General features: G+C 72.0%; 19 protein-coding genes and 1 pseudogene. 13 read left to right on the top strand and 7 right to left on the bottom strand.

Translation table 11 applies throughout. From position 1 onward, the window contains the following. The first annotated feature begins 125 nt into the window (after positions 1-125). Positions 126-1601 carry a flotillin family protein gene (locus QF027_RS43665; protein WP_306973324.1) on the top strand — a complete coding sequence of 492 codons (1476 nt, stop codon included), beginning with the start codon at positions 126-128 and terminating at the stop codon, positions 1599-1601. 63 nt (positions 1602-1664) lie between these two features. Here QF027_RS43665 and QF027_RS43660 read toward each other — a convergent pair whose 3' ends face one another. After that, entirely contained in the window at positions 1665-2093 is a 429-nt protein-coding gene (locus tag QF027_RS43660; RefSeq protein WP_306973325.1) for a hypothetical protein, read from the bottom strand. Between the two features lie 52 nt (positions 2094-2145). Here QF027_RS43660 and QF027_RS43655 point away from each other — a divergent pair, with 52 nt between their 5' ends. Further along, on the top strand, positions 2146-2592 hold the full coding sequence (locus QF027_RS43655; protein ID WP_306973326.1) for a type II toxin-antitoxin system PemK/MazF family toxin: 447 nt from the start codon (positions 2146-2148) through the stop codon (positions 2590-2592). Positions 2593-2615: 23 nt separating this feature from the next. Here QF027_RS43655 and QF027_RS43650 read toward each other — a convergent pair whose 3' ends face one another. Then, a complete protein-coding gene (locus QF027_RS43650) occupies positions 2616-3440 on the bottom strand; it encodes a TIGR02452 family protein (protein ID WP_307080981.1) in 825 nt (274 codons plus the stop codon). A 289-nt stretch (positions 3441-3729) separates the two neighbouring features. On the opposite strand from QF027_RS43650, the gene egtA reads away from it, so the two are divergent. From egtA to egtD, 4 genes are read left to right on the top strand one after another with little or no spacing between them, the layout of a single operon-like run. Beyond that, on the top strand, positions 3730-5037 hold the full coding sequence (gene egtA, locus QF027_RS43645; RefSeq protein WP_306973328.1) for an ergothioneine biosynthesis glutamate--cysteine ligase EgtA: 1308 nt from the start codon (positions 3730-3732) through the stop codon (positions 5035-5037). Beyond that, a complete protein-coding gene (gene egtB / locus QF027_RS43640; protein WP_306973329.1) occupies positions 5034-6362 on the top strand; it encodes an ergothioneine biosynthesis protein EgtB in 1329 nt (442 codons plus the stop codon). Before egtA ends, egtB begins: the two co-directional genes overlap by 4 nt. After that, positions 6362-7141 carry an ergothioneine biosynthesis protein EgtC gene (gene egtC, locus QF027_RS43635; RefSeq protein WP_306973330.1) on the top strand — a complete coding sequence of 260 codons (780 nt, stop codon included), beginning with the start codon at positions 6362-6364 and terminating at the stop codon, positions 7139-7141. Before egtB ends, egtC begins: the two co-directional genes overlap by 1 nt. Further along, complete coding sequence (gene egtD / locus QF027_RS43630; RefSeq protein WP_307080979.1) at positions 7138-8100, top strand: L-histidine N(alpha)-methyltransferase; 963 nt, start codon at positions 7138-7140, stop codon at positions 8098-8100. Before egtC ends, egtD begins: the two co-directional genes overlap by 4 nt. 39 nt (positions 8101-8139) lie before the next feature. On the opposite strand, the gene QF027_RS43625 is transcribed toward egtD, so the two are convergent. Beyond that, positions 8140-9324 carry a MalY/PatB family protein gene (locus QF027_RS43625; protein ID WP_373432474.1) on the bottom strand — a complete coding sequence of 395 codons (1185 nt, stop codon included), beginning with the start codon at positions 9322-9324 and terminating at the stop codon, positions 8140-8142. Positions 9325-9383: 59 nt separating this feature from the next. On the opposite strand from QF027_RS43625, the gene QF027_RS43620 reads away from it, so the two are divergent. After that, positions 9384-9599 carry a dodecin gene (locus QF027_RS43620; RefSeq protein ID WP_307080977.1) on the top strand — a complete coding sequence of 72 codons (216 nt, stop codon included), beginning with the start codon at positions 9384-9386 and terminating at the stop codon, positions 9597-9599. Between the two features lie 6 nt (positions 9600-9605). Here the strand turns inward: QF027_RS43620 and QF027_RS43615 are convergent, their stop codons facing one another. Then, a complete protein-coding gene (locus QF027_RS43615; RefSeq protein WP_059210397.1) occupies positions 9606-10097 on the bottom strand; it encodes a phosphatase domain-containing protein in 492 nt (163 codons plus the stop codon). An 85-nt stretch (positions 10098-10182) separates the two neighbouring features. Here QF027_RS43615 and QF027_RS43610 point away from each other — a divergent pair, with 85 nt between their 5' ends. The 4 genes and pseudogenes from QF027_RS43610 to QF027_RS43595 form a co-directional block, all read left to right on the top strand. After that, complete coding sequence (locus tag QF027_RS43610; RefSeq protein ID WP_307080975.1) at positions 10183-11388, top strand: right-handed parallel beta-helix repeat-containing protein; 1206 nt, start codon at positions 10183-10185, stop codon at positions 11386-11388. A 52-nt stretch (positions 11389-11440) separates the two neighbouring features. Continuing rightward, positions 11441-11851: a (2Fe-2S) ferredoxin domain-containing protein gene (locus QF027_RS43605; RefSeq protein WP_306973334.1), complete on the top strand. Its 411-nt coding sequence runs from the start codon at positions 11441-11443 to the stop codon at positions 11849-11851. A gap of 63 nt (positions 11852-11914) precedes the next feature. Further along, positions 11915-12085 (top strand): 50S ribosomal protein L32, encoded by a 171-nt coding sequence (gene rpmF, locus QF027_RS43600; protein ID WP_266511464.1) that lies wholly within the window; start codon positions 11915-11917, stop codon positions 12083-12085. A 65-nt stretch (positions 12086-12150) separates the two neighbouring features. After that, a pseudogene (locus QF027_RS43595) lies at positions 12151-12573 on the top strand (GTP-binding protein); the annotation flags it as partial. On the opposite strand, the gene QF027_RS43590 reads toward QF027_RS43595, so the two are convergent. Continuing rightward, a complete protein-coding gene (locus QF027_RS43590; protein WP_306973336.1) occupies positions 12555-13226 on the bottom strand; it encodes a nucleotidyltransferase domain-containing protein in 672 nt (223 codons plus the stop codon). The pseudogene QF027_RS43595 and the gene QF027_RS43590 sit on opposite strands and share 19 nt — an antisense overlap. 85 nt (positions 13227-13311) lie before the next feature. Here QF027_RS43590 and QF027_RS43585 point away from each other — a divergent pair, with 85 nt between their 5' ends. Continuing rightward, the gene (locus QF027_RS43585; protein WP_307080973.1) at positions 13312-14310 is read left to right on the top strand and encodes an LLM class flavin-dependent oxidoreductase; all 999 of its coding nucleotides are present in this window, start codon (positions 13312-13314) and stop codon (positions 14308-14310) included. A gap of 10 nt (positions 14311-14320) precedes the next feature. After that, positions 14321-16678, top strand: a complete 2358-nt coding sequence (locus QF027_RS43580; RefSeq protein WP_307080971.1) for an excinuclease ABC subunit UvrA — start codon at positions 14321-14323, stop codon at positions 16676-16678. Between the two features lie 98 nt (positions 16679-16776). Here QF027_RS43580 and QF027_RS43575 read toward each other — a convergent pair whose 3' ends face one another. Further along, positions 16777-17580, bottom strand: a complete 804-nt coding sequence (locus QF027_RS43575) for a lysophospholipid acyltransferase family protein (RefSeq protein WP_306973339.1) — start codon at positions 17578-17580, stop codon at positions 16777-16779. Further along, entirely contained in the window at positions 17577-18350 is a 774-nt protein-coding gene (locus QF027_RS43570) for a GNAT family N-acetyltransferase (protein ID WP_306973340.1), read from the bottom strand. The genes QF027_RS43575 and QF027_RS43570 overlap by 4 nt, the downstream gene beginning before the upstream one ends. Positions 18351-18524: the final 174 nt, after the last annotated feature.

Here is an 18524-nt window from a genome sequence, read left to right as displayed (position 1 = left end):
ACGCGCAGGTGAGAGGCGTGTGTATCAAGGTTTCGACAAGGATGCGTCAGCCTCTTCACCGTGGCCTCGAACAGGCGCACACTCCCTTCGTTCGGTGCCGAAAGGGCACCATGCAAAGGGGGCGTATGCCGATGGTTGTCGGCGTCGTTGCGGGGGTGGCCGTAGCTGCCATCGCCGTTCTGATCGGTCTGTTCAAACTGATGTGGCGTGTCGCGGAACCCAACGAGGCACTGATCATCTCGGGCTCCAACCACAAGACGGAGGGGCTCGAAGCGGGGATGGGATTCCGCATCGTCACCGGACGCGGCACGCTGGTGCTGCCCGGTGTACAGGCGGTGCGCAAGCTCTCGCTCGACCTGAACGAGACCGAACTGCATGTGGACTGCGTGACCCACCAGGGCATTCCGCTCAAGGTGCGGGGCGTGGTCATCTTCAAGGTGGGCGACGACTTCGTGTCGATCGCCAACGCGGGGCGTCGCTTCCTCGACCAGCAGAAGCTGATGTCCGAGCGGGTGCACAACGTGTTCGCCGGTCATCTGCGGTCCATCGTCGGCGGGTTGACCGTCGAGGACATGATCCGCGACCGGGAGAAGCTCACCGGTCAGACCCGGGCCGCCTGCGGCACGGAGATGGAGAAGCTGGGGCTCATCGTCGACTCCCTGCAGATCCACGAGATCGAGGACCCGACCGGGTACATCCAGAACCTGGCGATGCCGCACGCGGCGGCCGTCCAGCGGGACGCGCGCATCGCGCAGGCCGAGGCGAACAGGCTCGCCACCGAGGCCGAGCAGAAGTCGTACGCCCGGATGGCGGAGGCCACCCGGGACAGCGAGATCCTCCAGGCCGGCTACCAGGCCGAGCGGGACAAGGCGGGCGCCAAGGCGCGCCAGGCCGGTCCGCTCGCGGACGCCGCGGCCCGGCAGGAGGTCGTCGTCCAGGAGACCCGGATCGCCGAACTGGAGGCGCACCGGCGCGAACAGCAGCTGCAGGCGGACGTCCGCAAGCCGGCGGACGCCAAGGCCTACGAGAAGCGCACCCTCGCCGAGGCCGAGCGCGACGCGCAGATCTCCGGGGCCGAGGCCAAGGCCAAGGAGACCGAGCTCGCCGCGGCGGCCGAGGCCACCCGGGTCAAGACGGCCGCGATGGCCGAGGCCGAGGCGACCAAGGCCCGCGGTACGGCCATGGCCGCGTCGACCCGGGCAACCGGTGAGGCCGAGGCCGCGTCGGCTCAGGCCAAGGGCCTCGCGGAGGCCGAGGCGGCCAGGGCGAAGGGCCTCGCGGAGGCGGAGGCCATCAAGGCCCGCGCCGCCGCACTCGCCGAGAACCAGGAGGCGGTCGTCGCCCAGCAACTCGCCGAGAACTGGCCGGAGATCGTCAGGGCCGGCGCGTCCGCGTTCGGCAACGCCGACAACATGGTGATCCTCAACGGCGCCGACGGCATGGCGGACATGTTCGCCAAGGCGCTCACCATGGGTGGCACGGGGCTGGGTCTGGCCCGTCAGCTGCTGGCGTCGATGAACCAGAACGGGCAGCCCGTCAACGGCAGTTCGCTCAACGGGGTGGCGTCGCCGCCCTCCCAGAAAGTGCCGGTCCAGGAGTAACGGGCAGCGGCACCCGACATCCGTCCGGGGCTCTCGGGTACGAGGGTCCCGGACGGCCCGCGTTCACAGCGCGAGCAGCGTGACACCCAGGCCGAGCAGGGCGACGACCTTGGCGGCCTCGAAGGCGACGTAGAAAAGGTGGCCGCGCGAGCGGGGCAGGTCCTCGCCGGCCAGAACGCGGTCGGAGCGGCGGTTCAGGCGGGGGCGGACGACGGCCAGTTGACCGACCAGCAGCACCACCGCGGCCACGGTCCACCCGACGATCCGGCCCGGTGGGTCACCGGCGGCGACGGCCACGACCACCGCGGTGGCCAGGACGCACTCCACGACGTTCAGGGCCCGGAAGACCAGTCGCCCGATGGCCAGGCCGATGCGGACACTGACGCCCGGGGCGCGGAACTTCAGCGGCGCCTCCAGGAAGGAGATCGCCAGCACCATCCCCAGCCACACGAAGGTGACCGCGCTCGCCGTCGCGGCCGACGTTGCGTTCATCCAACCGACCGTACCGCTCGCCCGGTTCGCAGAACGCCTTAAGGTTCCCCACGTGACTGCGTTTACCGATGAGAACGTCCCCGGCCGCTTCGGCGCCACCGCCACCACCGAGGCCGAACCCCGCGAGGTCGGCAGGGTGCGCACCGAGTACTCCCCCGCGCACGACGGCGACCCGGACCCCGGCGAGATCGTGTGGACCTGGGTGCCCTTCGAGGAGAACGACGGACGCGGCAAGGACCGTCCCGTGCTCGTGGTCGCCCGGGAGGCGGCCGGCACCTTGCTCGCCGTACAGCTGTCGAGCAAGCGGCACGACGGGGACCGGGAGTGGGTGCCGATCGGCAGCGGGCCCTGGGACCGGACCGGACGGGACTCCTGGGTGGACGTCGACCGCATCCTGCGCCTCCACGAGGAGGGCATGCGCCGGGAGGCGTGCGCGCTGGACCGGGGGCGGTTCAATTTGGTCAGGCAGCGGCTTCATGAGCGGTACGGCTGGCGCTGAGGCCCCCTTCGGAGAGCTGACGGTCACCGCTGGAGCTGACGCTCCGGAAACGCCCGTACGAACGCTGCGCGCACCACCGCGCCCCGCGTCCGGTCCAGCACCCCGAACACCACATGCTCGAAGGCTCCGGCGAACCGTCCGCCGGGCTCGAGCAGCGCCCGGAACGCCCCCGCCACCTGTGCGGGGTCGTTCTGGAAAACCCCGCACCCCCAGGCGCCCAGCACCAGCCGCCGGTAGCCCTCCGCGACGGCGACCGACAGCACCTGCCCGGCTCGCGCCGCGAGAGCTCGGGGCAGCTCGGCGGTCCGCTCGGGTGCCGTCCGCCGGACCACCCCGGCGTTCGGGGCGGCCGCCGTCAGGAAGCCCACGAGGTGTGCCGCGTCCAGCAGACGGCCGCGATCGTCCCGGAACACCGGCACGGCCGGTGCGTGGATGACCCGGTCGGTGTAGAACGGGTCGCGGTGGGCCCGGTGGTGGTCGTAGAACTCGCGGGCCCCCAGCTGGCAGGTGTACAGCGCGGACGCCCGGCACAGGGCCTCTTCCTGTGCCTGAGCGCCGTTCAGATAACCGCCGCCCGGATTGCGCGCCGAGGCGAAGTTCAGTACGGCGGTGCGCCCGCCGAGCCGATGGGCCGCCTCCAGGCTGCTCTCGCCCGTGACCTCGAAGAACGTGTCCACAGCGGCGAAGACCGGCACCTCGACGGGGCCCGGTCCGTACATCCGCGTCGCCGCCCGGGCCGCGTCGGTCTCGGCGGCCACCACGACCTCGCGGCCGTCCGGGGCTCGATAGCGCCCGGCCGCGACGATCTGTTCCGTCTCCTGCGCGATCCCGCGCAGACGCGCGCTCATGGCGCCACCCCCGTGAGCGCCATGACCGCACGCCGCGCGGTCTCCCCCGTCGTGCCCATGGAGGAATCGTGGGCGATGGCGCGGATGCGGTGCAACAGAGTTTCCGGCGCCCGGCACAGCAGGAAAACGCCTCGAAAACCCCGGGAAAACGGAGATCCACAGCCCCTAATGCAAGGATGTGCCCCCTTGTGCGGAACGAGATGAGGGTCTTGGGTGGGACGAGCGTTGCCGGTCCGACCCACCTGATCCCCGGACTGGTGGCATGGTGGAATCTCAGGAGGATCCCGACATGTCCGACACACCCAGCGACTGTACGCCGGGCGACTGTACGAAGCCCCGTACATCCCTGCCCGAAGCAGAGCTCGAGGCCCTGGTCCGCGGCATCTGCTTCAAGACCGGCCCACCCCGCCGCATCGGGGTGGAAGTGGAATGGCTTGTCCACGAGCTGAGCAGCCCTCGGCTCCCCGTCACACCCGAACGACTCGCGGCGGCCTACGCCGCACTGCGGACCGTGCCCCTGAAGTCGGCGCTCACCGTCGAACCGGGCGGTCAGCTGGAGCTGAGTTCTCAGCCCGCCGACTCCCTGATGGAGTGCATCGGTACCGTCTCCGCCGACCTCGCCGCCGTCCGGGCGGCCCTCGCCGAGCACGGCCTCGGCCTCGTCGGCATCGGCCACGATCCCTGGCACCCGCCCCGCAGGTATCTGCACGAACCGCGCTACGACGCCCTGGAGGCCTGCCTCGACCGCACCGGCCCGGCGGGCCGCGCGATGATGTGCACCTCGGCCTCCGTGCAGGTGTGCGTGGACGCCGGACACGAGGAGCCCGGCCCCCTCGGCCTCGGACGACGCTGGTCGCTGGCACACCAGCTGGGCCCGGTCCTGGTGGCCGCCTTCGCCAACTCCCCGCTCGCCGGTTCCGAGCCCACCGGCTGGCTCTCGACCCGCCAGCTGCTGTGGACGGAGATCGGCGAGGACCGGGCGGGCGGCCCCTCCCTGGACACCGACCCCCGCACTGCCTGGGCCCGGCACGTCCTGGACGCGCCGGTGATGTGCATACGACGGGACAGCGGCCCCTGGGACGTCCCCGAGAGGCTCACCTTCCGGGAGTGGGCCAGGTCGTCAGTGCCCCGGCCGCCGACCCGGGAGGATCTCGACTACCACGTCTCCACCCTGTTCCCGCCGGTCAGACCGCGCGGCCATCTCGAGCTGCGCATGATCGACGCCCAGCCGGGCGAGGACGGCTGGATCGTGCCGCTCGCGGTGACGGCGGCGCTCTTCGACGACCCCGAGGCCGCCGAGACCGCCTACCGGGTGGTGAAGCCACTGGCCGAGCGCACCCACTCGCTGCCCGCGCCGCACAATCCGCTCTGGATCGACGCGGCCCGCCACGGCCTGGCCGACCCCGAACTGCACGAGGCGGCGATCGCGTGCTTCGGGACGGCGCTGGAGGCGCTGCCACGGCTGGGCGCCACACGCGAGGTCACGGATGCCGTCGAGACGTATCTGCACCGCTATGTGATCCGGGGCCGTTGCCCCGCCGACGATCTGCTGGACCGGACGCACGGTTCGCTCGGGAAGAAGGAAGTCCGCACATGACCAACCCGTCCGCCGACGCCTCCGTCGACCCCGAGACCGTCCGCGAGCGGGCCGTGACCACCCTGGTCACCGCCCGGGACCGCACGACCCTGCTCACCAGCTGCGTGGAGGACCCCGACCTGACCGCCCAGCACTCGCCGCTCATGTCGCCGCTCGTGTGGGACCTCGCCCACATCGGCAACCAGGAGGAGCAGTGGCTGCTGCGGACCGTCGCCGGCCAGGAGGCGATACGGCCCGAGATCGACGGCATCTACGACGCCTTCGAGCACCCGCGCTCCGAACGCCCCACACTGCCCCTGCTGTCGCCCGCGGAGTCCCGGCGCTACGCGGCGGAGGTGCGCGGGCGGGTGCTGGACGTCCTGGAGGGCGCCGCGCTCCACGGGACCCGGCTCACCGAGGCCGGGTTCGCCTTCGGGATGATCGCGCAGCACGAACAGCAGCATGACGAGACGATGCTGATCACCCATCAGCTCCGCAAGGGCCCCCAGGCCCTGACCGCCCCCGACCCGGAACCGGCCCCGCTGTTCACCGGCCCGGCCGAAGTCCTCGTCCCCGGCGGCCCGTTCACCATGGGTACCTCCGACGAGCCGTGGGCGCTGGACAACGAACGCCCGGCGCACCGGCGTGAGGTGGATCCCTTCTACATCGACACCACTCCGGTGACGAACGCCGAGTACCAGGCCTTCATCGACGACGGCGGCTACGACAACGAGCGCTGGTGGGCCCCGGCCGGGTGGGCACACATCCGCCGGCACTCCATCCACGCCCCGCTGTTCTGGAGCCGCGACGGCAAACAGTGGCTGCGCAGGCGCTTCGGCGTCACCGAGGTCGTGCCGCCCGACGAGCCGGTGGTCCACGTGTGCTGGTACGAGGCCGACGCCTACGCCCGCTGGGCCGGACGGCGGCTGCCCACCGAGGCCGAGTGGGAGAAGGCGGCCCGCCACGACCCGGCCGCCGGCCGCTCGACGCGTTACCCGTGGGGCGACGCCGATCCCGCGCCCGAGCACGCCAACCTGGGCCAACGGCATCTGCGACCCGCCCCCGCCGGAAGCTACCCGCAGGGCGAATCACCGCTCGGCGTAAGGCAGTTGATCGGTGACGTGTGGGAGTGGACGGCGAGCGACTTCGAGCCCTACCCCGGGTTCCAGGCGTTCCCGTACAAGGAGTACTCGGAGGTGTTCTTCGGCCCCGACCACAAGGTGCTGCGCGGTGGTTCGTTCGCCGTGGACGCGGTGGCCTGCCGGGGCACGTTCCGCAACTGGGACTATCCGATCAGGCGGCAGATCTTCTCCGGCTTCCGCACGGCCCGTTCGGGATCCGTCTGATGTGCCGTCACCTGGCGTATCTGGGCCCTGGGGAGCCGCTCGGCAGCCTCCTCGTGGCGCCCCCGCACAGCCTCTACCGCCAGTCCTGGGCGCCCAGGCGGCAGCGGTACGGCACCGTCAACGCCGATGGTTTCGGGGTCGGTTGGTACGCCGAGGGCGACCCGGTCCCGGCACGGTACCGACGGGCCGGACCCATCTGGGCGGACCTGTCCTTCGCGGATCTGGCACGGGTCGTGAACAGCACGGCGATCCTGGCCGCCGTACGGGACGCGACGCTTGCGGGAGCCGACGCCGAGGCCGCCGCGGCGCCGTACGCCTCGGGGCCCTGGCTGTTCAGCCACAACGGCGCGGTCAAGGGGTGGCCAGGTGCCCTGGCGCCCCTGACCGCCGCGCTGCCCCCGGCGGATCTGCTGTCGATGGAGGCCCGCAACGACTCGGCGTTCGTGTGGGCGCTGGTCCTGAACCGGCTGCGCGGCGGCGACGAGGAGGGCCAGGCGCTGGCCGACACGGTCCTGGAGGTCGCCGAGGCGGCCCCGGGCTCCCGGCTCAACCTCCTGCTGACCAACGGGGAGTCCATCGCAGCGACCGCCTGGGGCGACACCCTCTGGTACCTCCAGCGCCCCGGCACCGGCACCGTCGTGGCCTCCGAGCCCTACGACGACGATCCGCACTGGCAGGAGGTCCCCGACCGCACTCTGCTCGCGGCGAGCCGCACCGACGTCCTGCTCACGCCGCTCAAGGAACCGTCCGCGGAACCACTCGAGGAGCCCAGCACGTGAGTCCGTTCCTTCTGACCCGCACCCTGCCCGAGGACGCCACCGAGGCCGCCCTGCGCGCCGACGTCCTCAAGGGCCTGACGCACACGCCGAAGACTCTGCCGCCGAAGTGGTTCTACGACGCCCACGGCAGCGAACTCTTCGAGCAGATCACCGAGTTGCCCGAGTACTACCCGACCCGCGCGGAACGGGAGATCCTCGTCGCGCGCTCCGGCGAGATCGCCGCGGCGACCGGTGCCCGCACCCTGGTCGAGCTGGGCTCCGGTTCGTCGGAGAAGACCCGGTACCTGCTCGACGCGCTGACCGGGCTGCACACGTACGTGCCGGTCGACGTCAGCGAGAGTGCCCTCACCCAGGCCGGGCACGCGCTCATCGCCCAGCGGCCGGAGCTGAGCGTGCACGCGCTGATCGCCGACTTCACGGGCGGTCTGACCCTGCCGGGGACGCCGGGCCCGCGCCTGGTGGCCTTCCTCGGCGGCACGATCGGCAACCTGCTGCCGGTCGAGCGCGCCGCGTTCCTCGCCTCCGTCCATGCCCTGCTCTCGCCCGGTGACGCGCTGCTGCTCGGCACCGACCTGGTCAAGGACGAGAACGTGCTGGTCAGGGCGTACGACGACGCGGCCGGGGTGACGGCCGCGTTCAACAAGAACGTCCTGACCGTCGTCAACCGCGAGCTGGGCGCCGACTTCGATCCCGGCGCCTTCGACCACGTGGCCCTCTGGGACGCCGAGAACGAGTGGATCGAGATGCGGCTGCGCTCCCGCGCGGAGCAGACCGTGAAGGTCCCCGCGCTCGACCTGGCCGTCGACTTCGCGGCGGACGAGGAGCTGCACACCGAGATCTCGGCGAAGTTCCGCAAGGAGGGCGTCCGTGCCGAACTGGCCGCCGTCGGGCTGGAGTTGGCGCACTGGTGGACGGACAGCGAGGGTCGGTTCGCGCTGTCGCTGAGCGTGGTGCGCTAGCACGGACTCGCGGGGGCCGGTTCTGGCCGGTCCCCGCGGTCAGTCGAGGGCCGCGGCCATCCGCCGGACCGCCTCGGTGATCAGCTCGGGAGACGTCGCCAGGTTCAGCCGTACGAAGCCGGCGCCCCCGGTGCCGAACGGGACGCCGGAGTTCAGGGCGACCCGGCCATGCTCCAGGAAGACGTCCGCCGGATCGCCGGGCAGATCCAGCGCGCGGCAGTCCAGCCAGGCGAGGTAGGTGGCCTGGGCCGGTTCGTGGCGCACGGCGGGCAGCGCCTCGGCGAGGAGCCCGGCCAGCAGCCGGCGGTTGTCGTCGAGGCCGGTGAGCAGTGCGTCGAGCCAGGCGCCGCCGTCCCTCAGCGCGGCGGTGTGGGCGATGACGCCGACATGGCTGGGACCGTGACCGACCTCTTCGGGAAGGCGCGCGAGGTCGTCGGCCGCGTCGGGCCCGGCGACGGCCACGGCGGCTTTGAGACCGGCCAGGTTCCACGCCTTGGAGGCCGACATCAGCGACAGCCCGCTCCCCGCGCCGGGCACACTCAGGTAGGGGACGAACGTCGCACCCGCCGCCATGAGCGGGGCGTGGATCTCGTCGGCCACGACCCGCACGCCGTACGTCCGCGCCAGCGCCGCGACGTCCGCCAGCTCGTCGGCGGAGTGGACGGCGCCGGTCGGGTTGTGCGGGCTGCACAGCAGATAGGCGGGCCGGGCCGCGCCCTTGCGCACCCGCGCGAAGACGCCCTCCAGGACCTCGAAGTCGATCCGGCCGTCCGCACCGAGCTGAGCCTCGACGACCTGCCGGCCCATGTTTCCGACGAACGGGTAGAAGGGCGGGTACACGGGCGAGTTGACGACCACCGGATCGCCCGGTCCGGAGACCAGCTTGAGCATCTCGACGACGCCCAGCATGACGTCCGGGACGATCGCCGTACGCTCCACCGCGAGCCCGTCCCAGCTCCACCGCGTGCGCGCGAAGTCGGCCAGCGCCTCGGCGTACGCCGTCCCGGCCGGGTATCCGGTGTCTCCCAGCGCCACCGCGTCCCGGACGGCCCGCGCGACCGGCTCGGCCAGGGGGACGTCCATCTCGGCGACCCACAGCGGCAGTACGTCCTCCGGGTAGGTCCGCCACTTCATGCTCGTACGCCGTCGGAGCTGCTCCAGGGTGAGCCGGCGCAGGGGATTCACCTCGGCGGGGGCAGGGGTCTCACGAGGCATACCGTCCATGGGCCAACGATAGGGTCGGACAGCTCGCGCTCCGCCGCCGCCTGAGGCACCGTGGAACCATGACGAACCACACCTACCGGGTGACCGAGATCGTCGGCACCTCGCCGGACGGCGTCGACCAGGCGGTCCGCAACGCCATCACCCGTGCCTCGCAGACCCTGCGCAACCTCGACTGGTTCGAGGTGACCCAAGTGCGGGGCCAGATCGAGGACGGACAGATCCAGCACTGGCAGGTGGGGCTGAAGGTCGGCTTCCGCCTGGACGAGTCCGGCTGACCGCTCTCAGGTCCGCCCCTCCCGCTCCTGGGCCACCTCCAGCGCCGCGGAAGGGGCGGTCCAGCGTGCCCGTACGACGGTGAATCCGGCGCGTTCGGCGTCCTCGCAGACCAACTCGTCGTCGTCCACCAGGACCCGGATCTCGCGGGTGCGGGCGAGCTGCTTCAGGATCTCCAGCTTGGTGCGCCGGGCGGGCCGCCGGTCGTCGTTGCGCCGCATGTACACGCGCCCCTCGGGGAGCCCCTGTGCGCCGAGCCAGGCCAGCGTGTCGCGCCGGCAGCGCTCGGGCCGCCCGGTGAGGTAGCGGATCTCGCACTCCTCGGCGCGCTCCAGCACCAGCGCGATGCCCTCAGGGATCGGCGGATCCTCCGGAGCGGCCGCGAAGAAGGCGTCCCAGTCGCGCGGCCTGCGCTCCAGGAACCGCTGCCGGTGGGCCGTGTCGGCCAGGGTGTTGTCCAGGTCGAACACGGCGAGCGGGCGCTTGCTGCTGTCGGTCACCTCACCCACCCTAGACCCGGCAACCTTCCCGCCCCGGGCGACCACTGCCTGGCGATACAGCAGTCAGGCCGAGGCGGGAGACCCCATGCACGTGAACAAGGCGATCTGGACGGCGGCAGCGGTGAGCGCCGTACTGATGACGGCATTACCGGCGACCCAGGCGTCCGCGGCGCCGACGACGCTGGTGGTGGCGACGGACGGGAACGACACCGCCCCGGGCACCCTCGACCGGCCCTTGCGCACCGTCCAGCGGGCCGTGGACCTGGCGAAGCCCGGCGACACCATCGCCGTACGGGCCGGGACCTACGCGCTCACCGACAACATCACCATCGCCACCTCCGGCACCGCGTCCCAGCCCATCTCTCTCGGCGCCTATCAGGGCGAACGGGTCGTGATCGACGGCGAGCAGCTGGCCGCCAGCCACACCCCGGTCGGCGGCAGCATCCCGCGGGCCGAGCGCGGGGCGATCCACCAGGAGGCGTCGTACTGGCGGATCTCGGACCTGGAGATCGTCAACGGCCCCTACGGCGTCTACTGCGACGGGTGCAACGGCAATGTCTTCGCCCGTCTGAAGACCCACGACAACTACGAGTCCGGCTTCCAGCTCCAGGGCGCGTCCAGCGGCAACCAGATCCTGGACCTGGACAGTTACGCCAACCGCGACCCGCGCAAGAACGGCGAGAGCGCCGACGGGCTGGCCATCAAGGAGGGTTCGGGCACCGGCAACGTGGTGCGGGGCGCCCGGCTGTGGAACAACGTCGACGACGGCTTCGACGACTGGAAGTTCACCTCGCCGGTCCTCGTCGAGAACACGATCGCGTACGGCAACGGTTTCAACCGCTGGAGCTTCCCCGACTTCGCGGGCGACGGCAACGGCTTCAAGCTCGGCGGCGGCAGCCCGGCACCGGCGGTGGCGCACACCCTGCGCAACTCGATCGCCTTCAAGAACGCGGCGCACGGCGTGACGGACAACGGCAACACCGGCGCCCTCGCCCTGTCGCGCACCACCACGTGGGCCAACGGCGGTACCGGCTTCGACGCCGACGTCTCGGGCGGCACGGCCAGGCTGACCGCGAACCTGTCCGTCGCCGACGCCAAGGCCGCCGCACTCGGCTCGGCCACCGTCTCCAGCGGGAACTCCTGGGATCTGGGCGGCACGTGGAACGCGTCCTCGGTACTGAGCACGGATCCGGCGCCGCTCACGGGCGCACGCGGGGCCGACGGTTCACTGCCGTCGGCGCCGTCGTTCCTGGTGCCGCGGAGCGGGGCCGCCATAGGAGCGAGGTTCTGATCCGGCCGACCCGGTGGCCCGGGGCGCGAACCGCATGGATCATGCTTCTTCCATGTCCTCGACGCCCCGCTCCTCCCTGATCGGCTCCGCCTCCTGCACCGTCGTCGTCTGCCGGGGCTGCTGCTGCGGCGACGTCCGCAAGCACCCCGGCACCGACCATCCCTGGCAGCTGGAGCTGCTGCGGGCGGGGGCGGCCGAGCACGGCTTCCAGGTCCGTACGACCGACTGCCTGGGCCCCTGCGACCAGGCGAACGTCATCGTCGTGCGGCCCTCCGCAGCCGGGCGCCGGGCGGGTGGCCGGGCCGCCTGGATCGGGTTCGTCATGGACGACGAGGGCACCGAGGAGGTCGTGCAGTGGGCGGCCGCGGGCGGCCCGGGGGTCGCCGAGCCGCCGCTCACGCTGGAGCTGCAGTTCATCGAGCCGCCGCGGGAGGCCCGGGTACGGTCCCGTCGCCGCCGCTGATTGTTAATGGGATCCATTTTCATGTAGCGTCCTCGGTGCTCACCCACCGAGGAGGTTCCCGCCATGGCTGTCCCCAAGCGGAAGATGTCCCGCAGCAACACCCGCCACCGTCGTTCGCAGTGGAAGGCCACCACCACCCAGCTGGTGCCGGTCACGATCGAGGGCGTCGCACATCTCGTCCCGCAGAACCTGGTCAAGGCGTACGAGCGCGGCCTGCTGCGCCCCGAGGGCTGAGGGCCGGGTCCGATGCCGTACGACCGCCTGCCCGTCACCGTTGTCTCCGGCTTCCTCGGGGCGGGCAAGACGACGGCGTCTCCTCCACCGTCTTCCGCTCCGAACTCCTTTTCCACCCGGGCCGGTTGTGGGACTTCGTCACCGAGGAGCTGGACAGCGGGGCGTACGGGCGGATCCTGCGCTCGAAGGGCTTCTTCACCCTGGCCGGCCGCCCACAGGTGACGGGCCTGTGGTCACAGGCCGGCTCGGTGGCCCGGTTCGAGCCGTCCGCCGCGAGGGACATCGAGGCGCCGTACGCGCAGGAACTGGTCTTCATCGGGACGCAGTGCGCACAGGACGGACTGCGCAGAGCCCTGGCGGCCTGCCTCATGGCCCCGGACGAGGACCGCCCGCTCGTGGACCCCTTCCCCGCCTGGGAGACGTACGGCGTCGACGACACCTGTGACCACGAGGCCGCTGCAGCCCACGCTCACGCCGCCGTGTCGTAGAACTCCGCGCGGACGCGGCGCAGCCACGCCTCGGCCGGTGCCTCGTCGGGCCGGTCCGGCAGGACACTGCGGGTCTCGGTGAACGCGGTCTCGTAGTGGGCGAGCAGTGACCGGGCCGACGCGGGATCGGCGGCGACGGCGTCCCCGAAGCGGTGGTACTCCTCGGGGTCCACGACCCGCACCGCGAGCCGTCCGGTGGTGTACAGCTCCAGACCCTGGTGGCAGAGCCGCTTCAGATGCCGGGCGTGCTTGGCGGTGCGGTGGTCGCCGGCGCGGCTCTCCAGTTTCCTGAACTGATGGGTGGCGTACCCGAGATAGGCGTCCCGGACCCGCTGGGCGCTCAGGAACGACCCGCGGATGCCGATGAGTTCGTCGCCCAGCGGGGTGCGCACCTCGTACAGCTCGTCCGGCAGCCAGACCAGCTCCATCACGGTCGGATTGCCGCCGAGGGCGAGCCGGCACCACTTCGCCGCCTCGTGCAGGGTGCGGTCCGGTGCCGTGGTGACGTGGGACTCCTTCGGCGTGTGCAGGCCGAGCAGGGTCTCGGTGGGCGCGGCGAACATGCCGAGCCGGTCCACGTCGGAGCCCTCGCGGGCGAGTCCGTACGCGGTCGAGCCGACGATGCCGGAGAGCAGGATGTTCTGGACGGTCACGCCGTCCATTGTGCTGACCTGCGGCGATCGCGGTCATCCGGTTTTCCGGCGGGAATACCCCACCCGGTCACGCGTTGAACCCTGTGTGAGTTCCGTGATCGCCGCCACCCGCTTCTCCGTCCTGGACCGCTCCCGCACCCGCGAGGGCGGCACGAACGCGCAGGCGCTGCAGGACACCGTCCGGCTGGCACGGGAGCTGGAGGGGCTCGGCTACCACCGCTTCTGGGTCTCGGAGCACCACGGCGTGCCGGGAGTCGCGGGCTCCGCACCGACGGTGCTGGCAGCCGCCGTCGCCTCCGCCACGGACAGGATCCGGGTGGGCACCGGCGGTGTGATGCTGCCCAACCACCAACCCCTGGTCGTCGCCGAACAGTTCGGTGTGCTCGAGTCCCTCTTCCCCGGCCGGATCGACATGGGCCTGGGTCGCTCGGTCGGGTTCACCGACGGTGTGCGCAAGGCGCTGGGCCGCGGCAAGGACGACGCCGACGACTTCGCCGTACAGCTGGAGGAACTGCTGGGCTGGTTCCGCGGCACCTCCCCGACGGGCGTGCACGCCCGACCGGCCGAAGGCCTGACCGTGCCGCCTTTCGTGCTGGCCATGGGCGAGGGGGCCACGATCGCGGCCCGCGCGGGCCTGCCGATGGTCATCGGCGACCTCAGGAACCGAGAGAAGATGCAGCGGGGCATCGACCACTACCGCGCGCATTTCCGGCCCTCTCCCTGGGCGCGGGAGCCGTACGTCGTCATCTCCGGGACGGTCGCGGTGGCCGCCACCCCGGAGGAGGCACGGCGCCTGCTGATCCCGGAGGCCTGGGCGATGGCGTACTCCCGCACGCACGGCACCTTCCCGCCGCTCCCGCCTGTGGAGCGCGTCGAGGGTCTCGCGATGACGGAGAAGGAACGCGGCTTCTACGAGGGCGGTCTCGCCGGGCACATCGCCGGCACCGAGGAACAGGTCGCCCACGAGCTGGAGACGGTACTGAAGGAGACGGCGGCCCAGGAGGTCCTGGTCACGACCAGCACGTACGACCGCGGGGCCCTGCTGGACTCCTACCGGCGGCTGGCAACGATCACCTCCGGTTAGAGTCGTTCTCATGCACGGCCCCGATGACCCCGACGGCTCCCACGACCCCTACGTACGCGTCCGCGGTGCCCGTGAGCACAATCTCAAGGGTGTGGATGTCGATGTCCCCCGGGATGTGCTGGCCGTGTTCACGGGGGTGTCCGGGTCGGGGAAGTCGTCGCTGGCGTTCGGGACGATCTACGCGGAGGCTCAGCGCCGGTACTTCGAGTCGGTGGCTCCGTACGCGCGCCGGCTGATCCATCAGGTGGGCGCGCCGAAGGTCGGCGAGATCACCGGACTGCCGCCCGCGGTCTCGCTCCAGCAGCGCCGTTCGGCGCCGACGTCCCGCTCGTCCGTGGGGACCGTCACCAATCTCTCGAACTCGCTGCGCATGCTGTTCTCCCGGGCCGGTGACTACCCGCCGGGCGCCGAACGGCTCGACTCGGACTCCTTCTCCCCCAATACGGCGGTCGGCGCCTGCCCGGAGTGTCATGGTCTGGGCCGCGTCCACCGTACGACCGAACAGTCGCTGGTCCCCGACCCGTCGCTGTCGATCCGGGAGGGCGCCATCGCGGCGTGGCCGGGTGCCTGGCAGGGCAAGAACCTGCGGGACATCCTCGACGCGCTCGGCTACGACGTGGACCGGCCCTGGCGTGAGCTGCCCGCCGAACAGCGGGAGTGGATCCTGTTCACCGACGAGCAACCGGTCGTCACCGTGCACCCGGTGCGGGACGCCGACCGCATTCAACGCCCGTACCAGGGCACGTACATGAGCGCCCGCCGCTATGTCCTCAAGACGTTCGCGGACTCCAAGAGCCAGACCCTCAGGGCGAAGGCCGAGGGGTTTCTGGTCTCCGCCCCGTGCCCGGCCTGCGGCGGCAGCAGGCTGCGCCCGGAGGCGCTGGCGGTCACCTTCGCGGGCCGCACGATCGCCGACTTCGCGGCACTGCCGCTGACCGAGCTGGCCGCCTCGCTGGTCGCCCGCGGCGAGACCGCGCGGGTCCTCACCGACGACCTCACCTCCCGTATCGCACCCATCGTCGAGCTCGGTCTCGGCTATCTCAGCCTGGACCGCGCCACGCCCACCCTGTCCGCCGGTGAACTCCAACGGCTACGGCTCGCCACCCAGTTGCGGTCCGGGCTGTTCGGAGTCGTGTACGTCCTCGACGAACCCTCCGCCGGACTGCACCCCGCGGACACCGAGGCACTGCTCACCGTGCTGGCGCGGCTGAAGGCGGCCGGCAACTCGGTGTTCGTGGTGGAGCACCAGCTGGACGTCATGCGCGGGGCGGACTGGCTGGTGGACGTCGGGCCGCGGGCGGGTGAGCACGGCGGGCAGGTGCTGCACAGCGGCCCGGTGGAGCAGCTGGCCGAGGTCGCGGACTCGGCGACGGCTCGGTTCCTGTTCGACCGCGCCCCCGTGGTGAAGCGTGAAGTGCGGTCATGGCGCGGCCGGTTGAAGGTCGGTCCGGTCACCCGGCACAACCTGCGCGGGGTGACGGCCGAGTTCCCGCTCGGCGTGTTCACCGCCGTGACCGGGGTGTCGGGCTCGGGCAAGTCCACGCTGGTCGGCGAGATCACGGAGGAGCGGGAGCGGGTGGGCCGTCTGGTCTCGGTCGACCAGAAGCCGATCGGCCGGACCCCGCGCTCCAACCTGGCGACCTACACGGGACTGTTCGACGTCGTGCGCAAGGTCTTCGCCGGTACCGACGAGGCGCGTGAACGCGGCTACGGTGTGGGCCGGTTCTCCTTCAACGTGGCGGGAGGGCGCTGCGAGACCTGCCAGGGCGAGGGGTTCGTCAGCGTCGAGCTGCTCTTCCTGCCGAGCACCTATGCCCCCTGCCCGGACTGCGGCGGGGCCCGCTACAACCCCGCCACGCTCGACGTGACGTACCGGGGACGGAACATCGCGCAGGTGCTCGACCTCACGGTGGAGTCGGCGGCGGACTTCTTCGCGGACACCCCGGCCGTGACCCGCAGTCTCACCACCCTCCTCGACGTCGGTCTCGGCTACCTCCGCCTCGGCCAGCCGGCCACCGAACTCTCCGGCGGCGAGGCCCAGCGCATCAAGCTCGCGAGCGAACTCCAGCGCGTCCGCGGCGCCCACACCCTGTACCTCCTCGACGAACCCACGACCGGCCTCCACCCGGCCGACGTGGAGGTCCTCATGCGCCAACTCCACGGCCTCGTCGACGCCGGCCACACGGTGATCGTCGTCGAGCACGACATGTCGGTCGTGGCGGGCGCGGACTGGGTCATCGACCTGGGCCCGGGCGGCGGCGACGCCGGCGGACGGATCGTGGCGGCCGGAACGCCGGGGGAAGTGGCCGGGGTGGAGGGGAGCGCCACGGCCCCTTACCTGGGACGGGCACTGACGTCGGGCACCTGACCACGGGGTGCCCGACGGTGACCGCCCCCGCCGCGTGCCACAGGCTCAGGGCTGTCGCCCGTCGGGCGGTCGGCCTCGCCGCCGTGGCCGTCGGGGTGTCAGCCGACCGTGTGCTGCCCGGTCCGCCCATGGCACGAGCACGACTGCGCCGCCCGGGCCAGTGAGCGGCGGTCGGGGTGGCTGCCCGGGGTGACGGGGTCTACCACCTCCACCTCGGCCATCAGCCCCCGTGCCGACACCACCCGCCACACCGACGCGAGCAGAGAGTCGTCGCCGATGAAGGCGGGGGCCGTACTGGACCCGCCGTCGACCAGGCGGTACCGCAGACTCACCGGCTGGACCGGCACCCCGGCGTCCAGGGCCGCCTGGAACACCGCGCGACGGAAGTGGCCCTGTGCGCGGCCGCACCAGGTGCTGCCCTCGGGGAAGACGGCGACCGCGGAGCCCCCGCGCAGCGCTTCGGCGATCCGGGCGACCGTGTCCGGGAGGGCACGCAGCCGGTCCCTCTCGATGAACAGCGCGCCGCTGCGGGCCGTCAGCCATCCCGCCACGGGCCACTGCCGGATCTCGGACTTGGCGAGCATCCGCGCGGGGCGTACCGCGGCGAGCAGCGGGATGTCCAGCCAGGAGATGTGGTTGGCGACCAGGAGCACCCCGCCCGGGGGCGTGGTGGCGCCGGACATGCGGACCCGGACCCCCGAGGCCCGCACCACCGCCCGGCACCACCACCTGACCGCGCCGGCCGGGATCAGCCGGCCGACCGGCAGCAACGCGATTCCGGCGAGCAGCACCGACGTGACCGCGAGGAGCCGCACCACGGCCCGGGGTACGGCCGTGGCGGCCCCCGTCCGCTCCCCACACGCCCCCGGGGTGCAGGGCGCGCTGGGCAGCCAGACGCTCATCGGGCCGGGGCGAGCGAGAGGAAGTGCCGCAGATAGCGGGCGTTGACCCGGCGCATCGACAGCAGCACGTACATGTCGGCGACCCCGAAGTCCGGGTCGTGGGCGGGTTGACCGCACACCCAGGCGCCGAGGCGGAGGTAGCCGCGCAGCAGCGGGGGCAGCTCGGTGTGGGCGGCGGGCGTCCCCTCGACCGGCTCCCAGGGCAGCAGGGGTCGTACCCGGAACTCCTCGGGAGCCAGGTACTTGGTGCGCACCCGGTCCCAGGTGCCGGCCGCGAGCGCGCCGCCGTCGGCGAGCGGGATCGAGCAGCAGCCGGCCAGCCAGTCATGGCCGCGGTCCACCATGTAGCGAGCGATCCCCGCCCAGATGAGACCGATGACGGCCCCGTCGCGGTGGTCGGGGTGCACGCAGGAGCGGCCGACCTCGACGAGGCCCGGGCGGATCGCGTCGAGCGGCGCGAGGTCGAACTCGCCCTCCGAGTACAGGCGTCCGGCCACCGCGGCCCGCTCCGGAGACAGCAGCCGGTAGGTGCCGACGACCTGGCCGGTCACGGTGTCGCGGACGAGCAGGTGGTCGCAGTAGGCGTCGTAGCCGTCCATGTCGAGGCCGGGTTCCGGGGTGGCCAGGAGGGCACCCATCTCCCCGGCGAACACGTCGTGCCGCAGCCGCTGCGCGGCCCGTACGTCGTCCTCGTCGCGGGCCAGGCCGACGGTGTAGCGGGTGGGGGCGACGCTCTGCGGGGGACGGTCCAGGGTGGAAACGCCGTTCATGGCACTCTCCAGGTCACAGGCGGAGGCGGCGAGCGGTGCCGCTGTCCCTGTTCTCCCGACGCCGGTTGGCGTGTACGTGGCGGGTTCCAAGAGCGCGGATGTGCGGAGGTTGAACGGCTCGGGCAAGGTGTCCGGGGCCTGCGACTCCGCCGACCGGCCGGTGTCCCGCCGGTG

The sequence above is a fragment of the Streptomyces canus genome (assembly GCF_030816965.1).
Classification (GTDB): Bacteria; Actinomycetota; Actinomycetes; order Streptomycetales; family Streptomycetaceae; genus Streptomyces; species Streptomyces canus_E.
The sequence above is the reverse complement of the archived record's forward strand: the minus strand, read 5'-3'. Positions and strand labels throughout refer to the sequence as shown.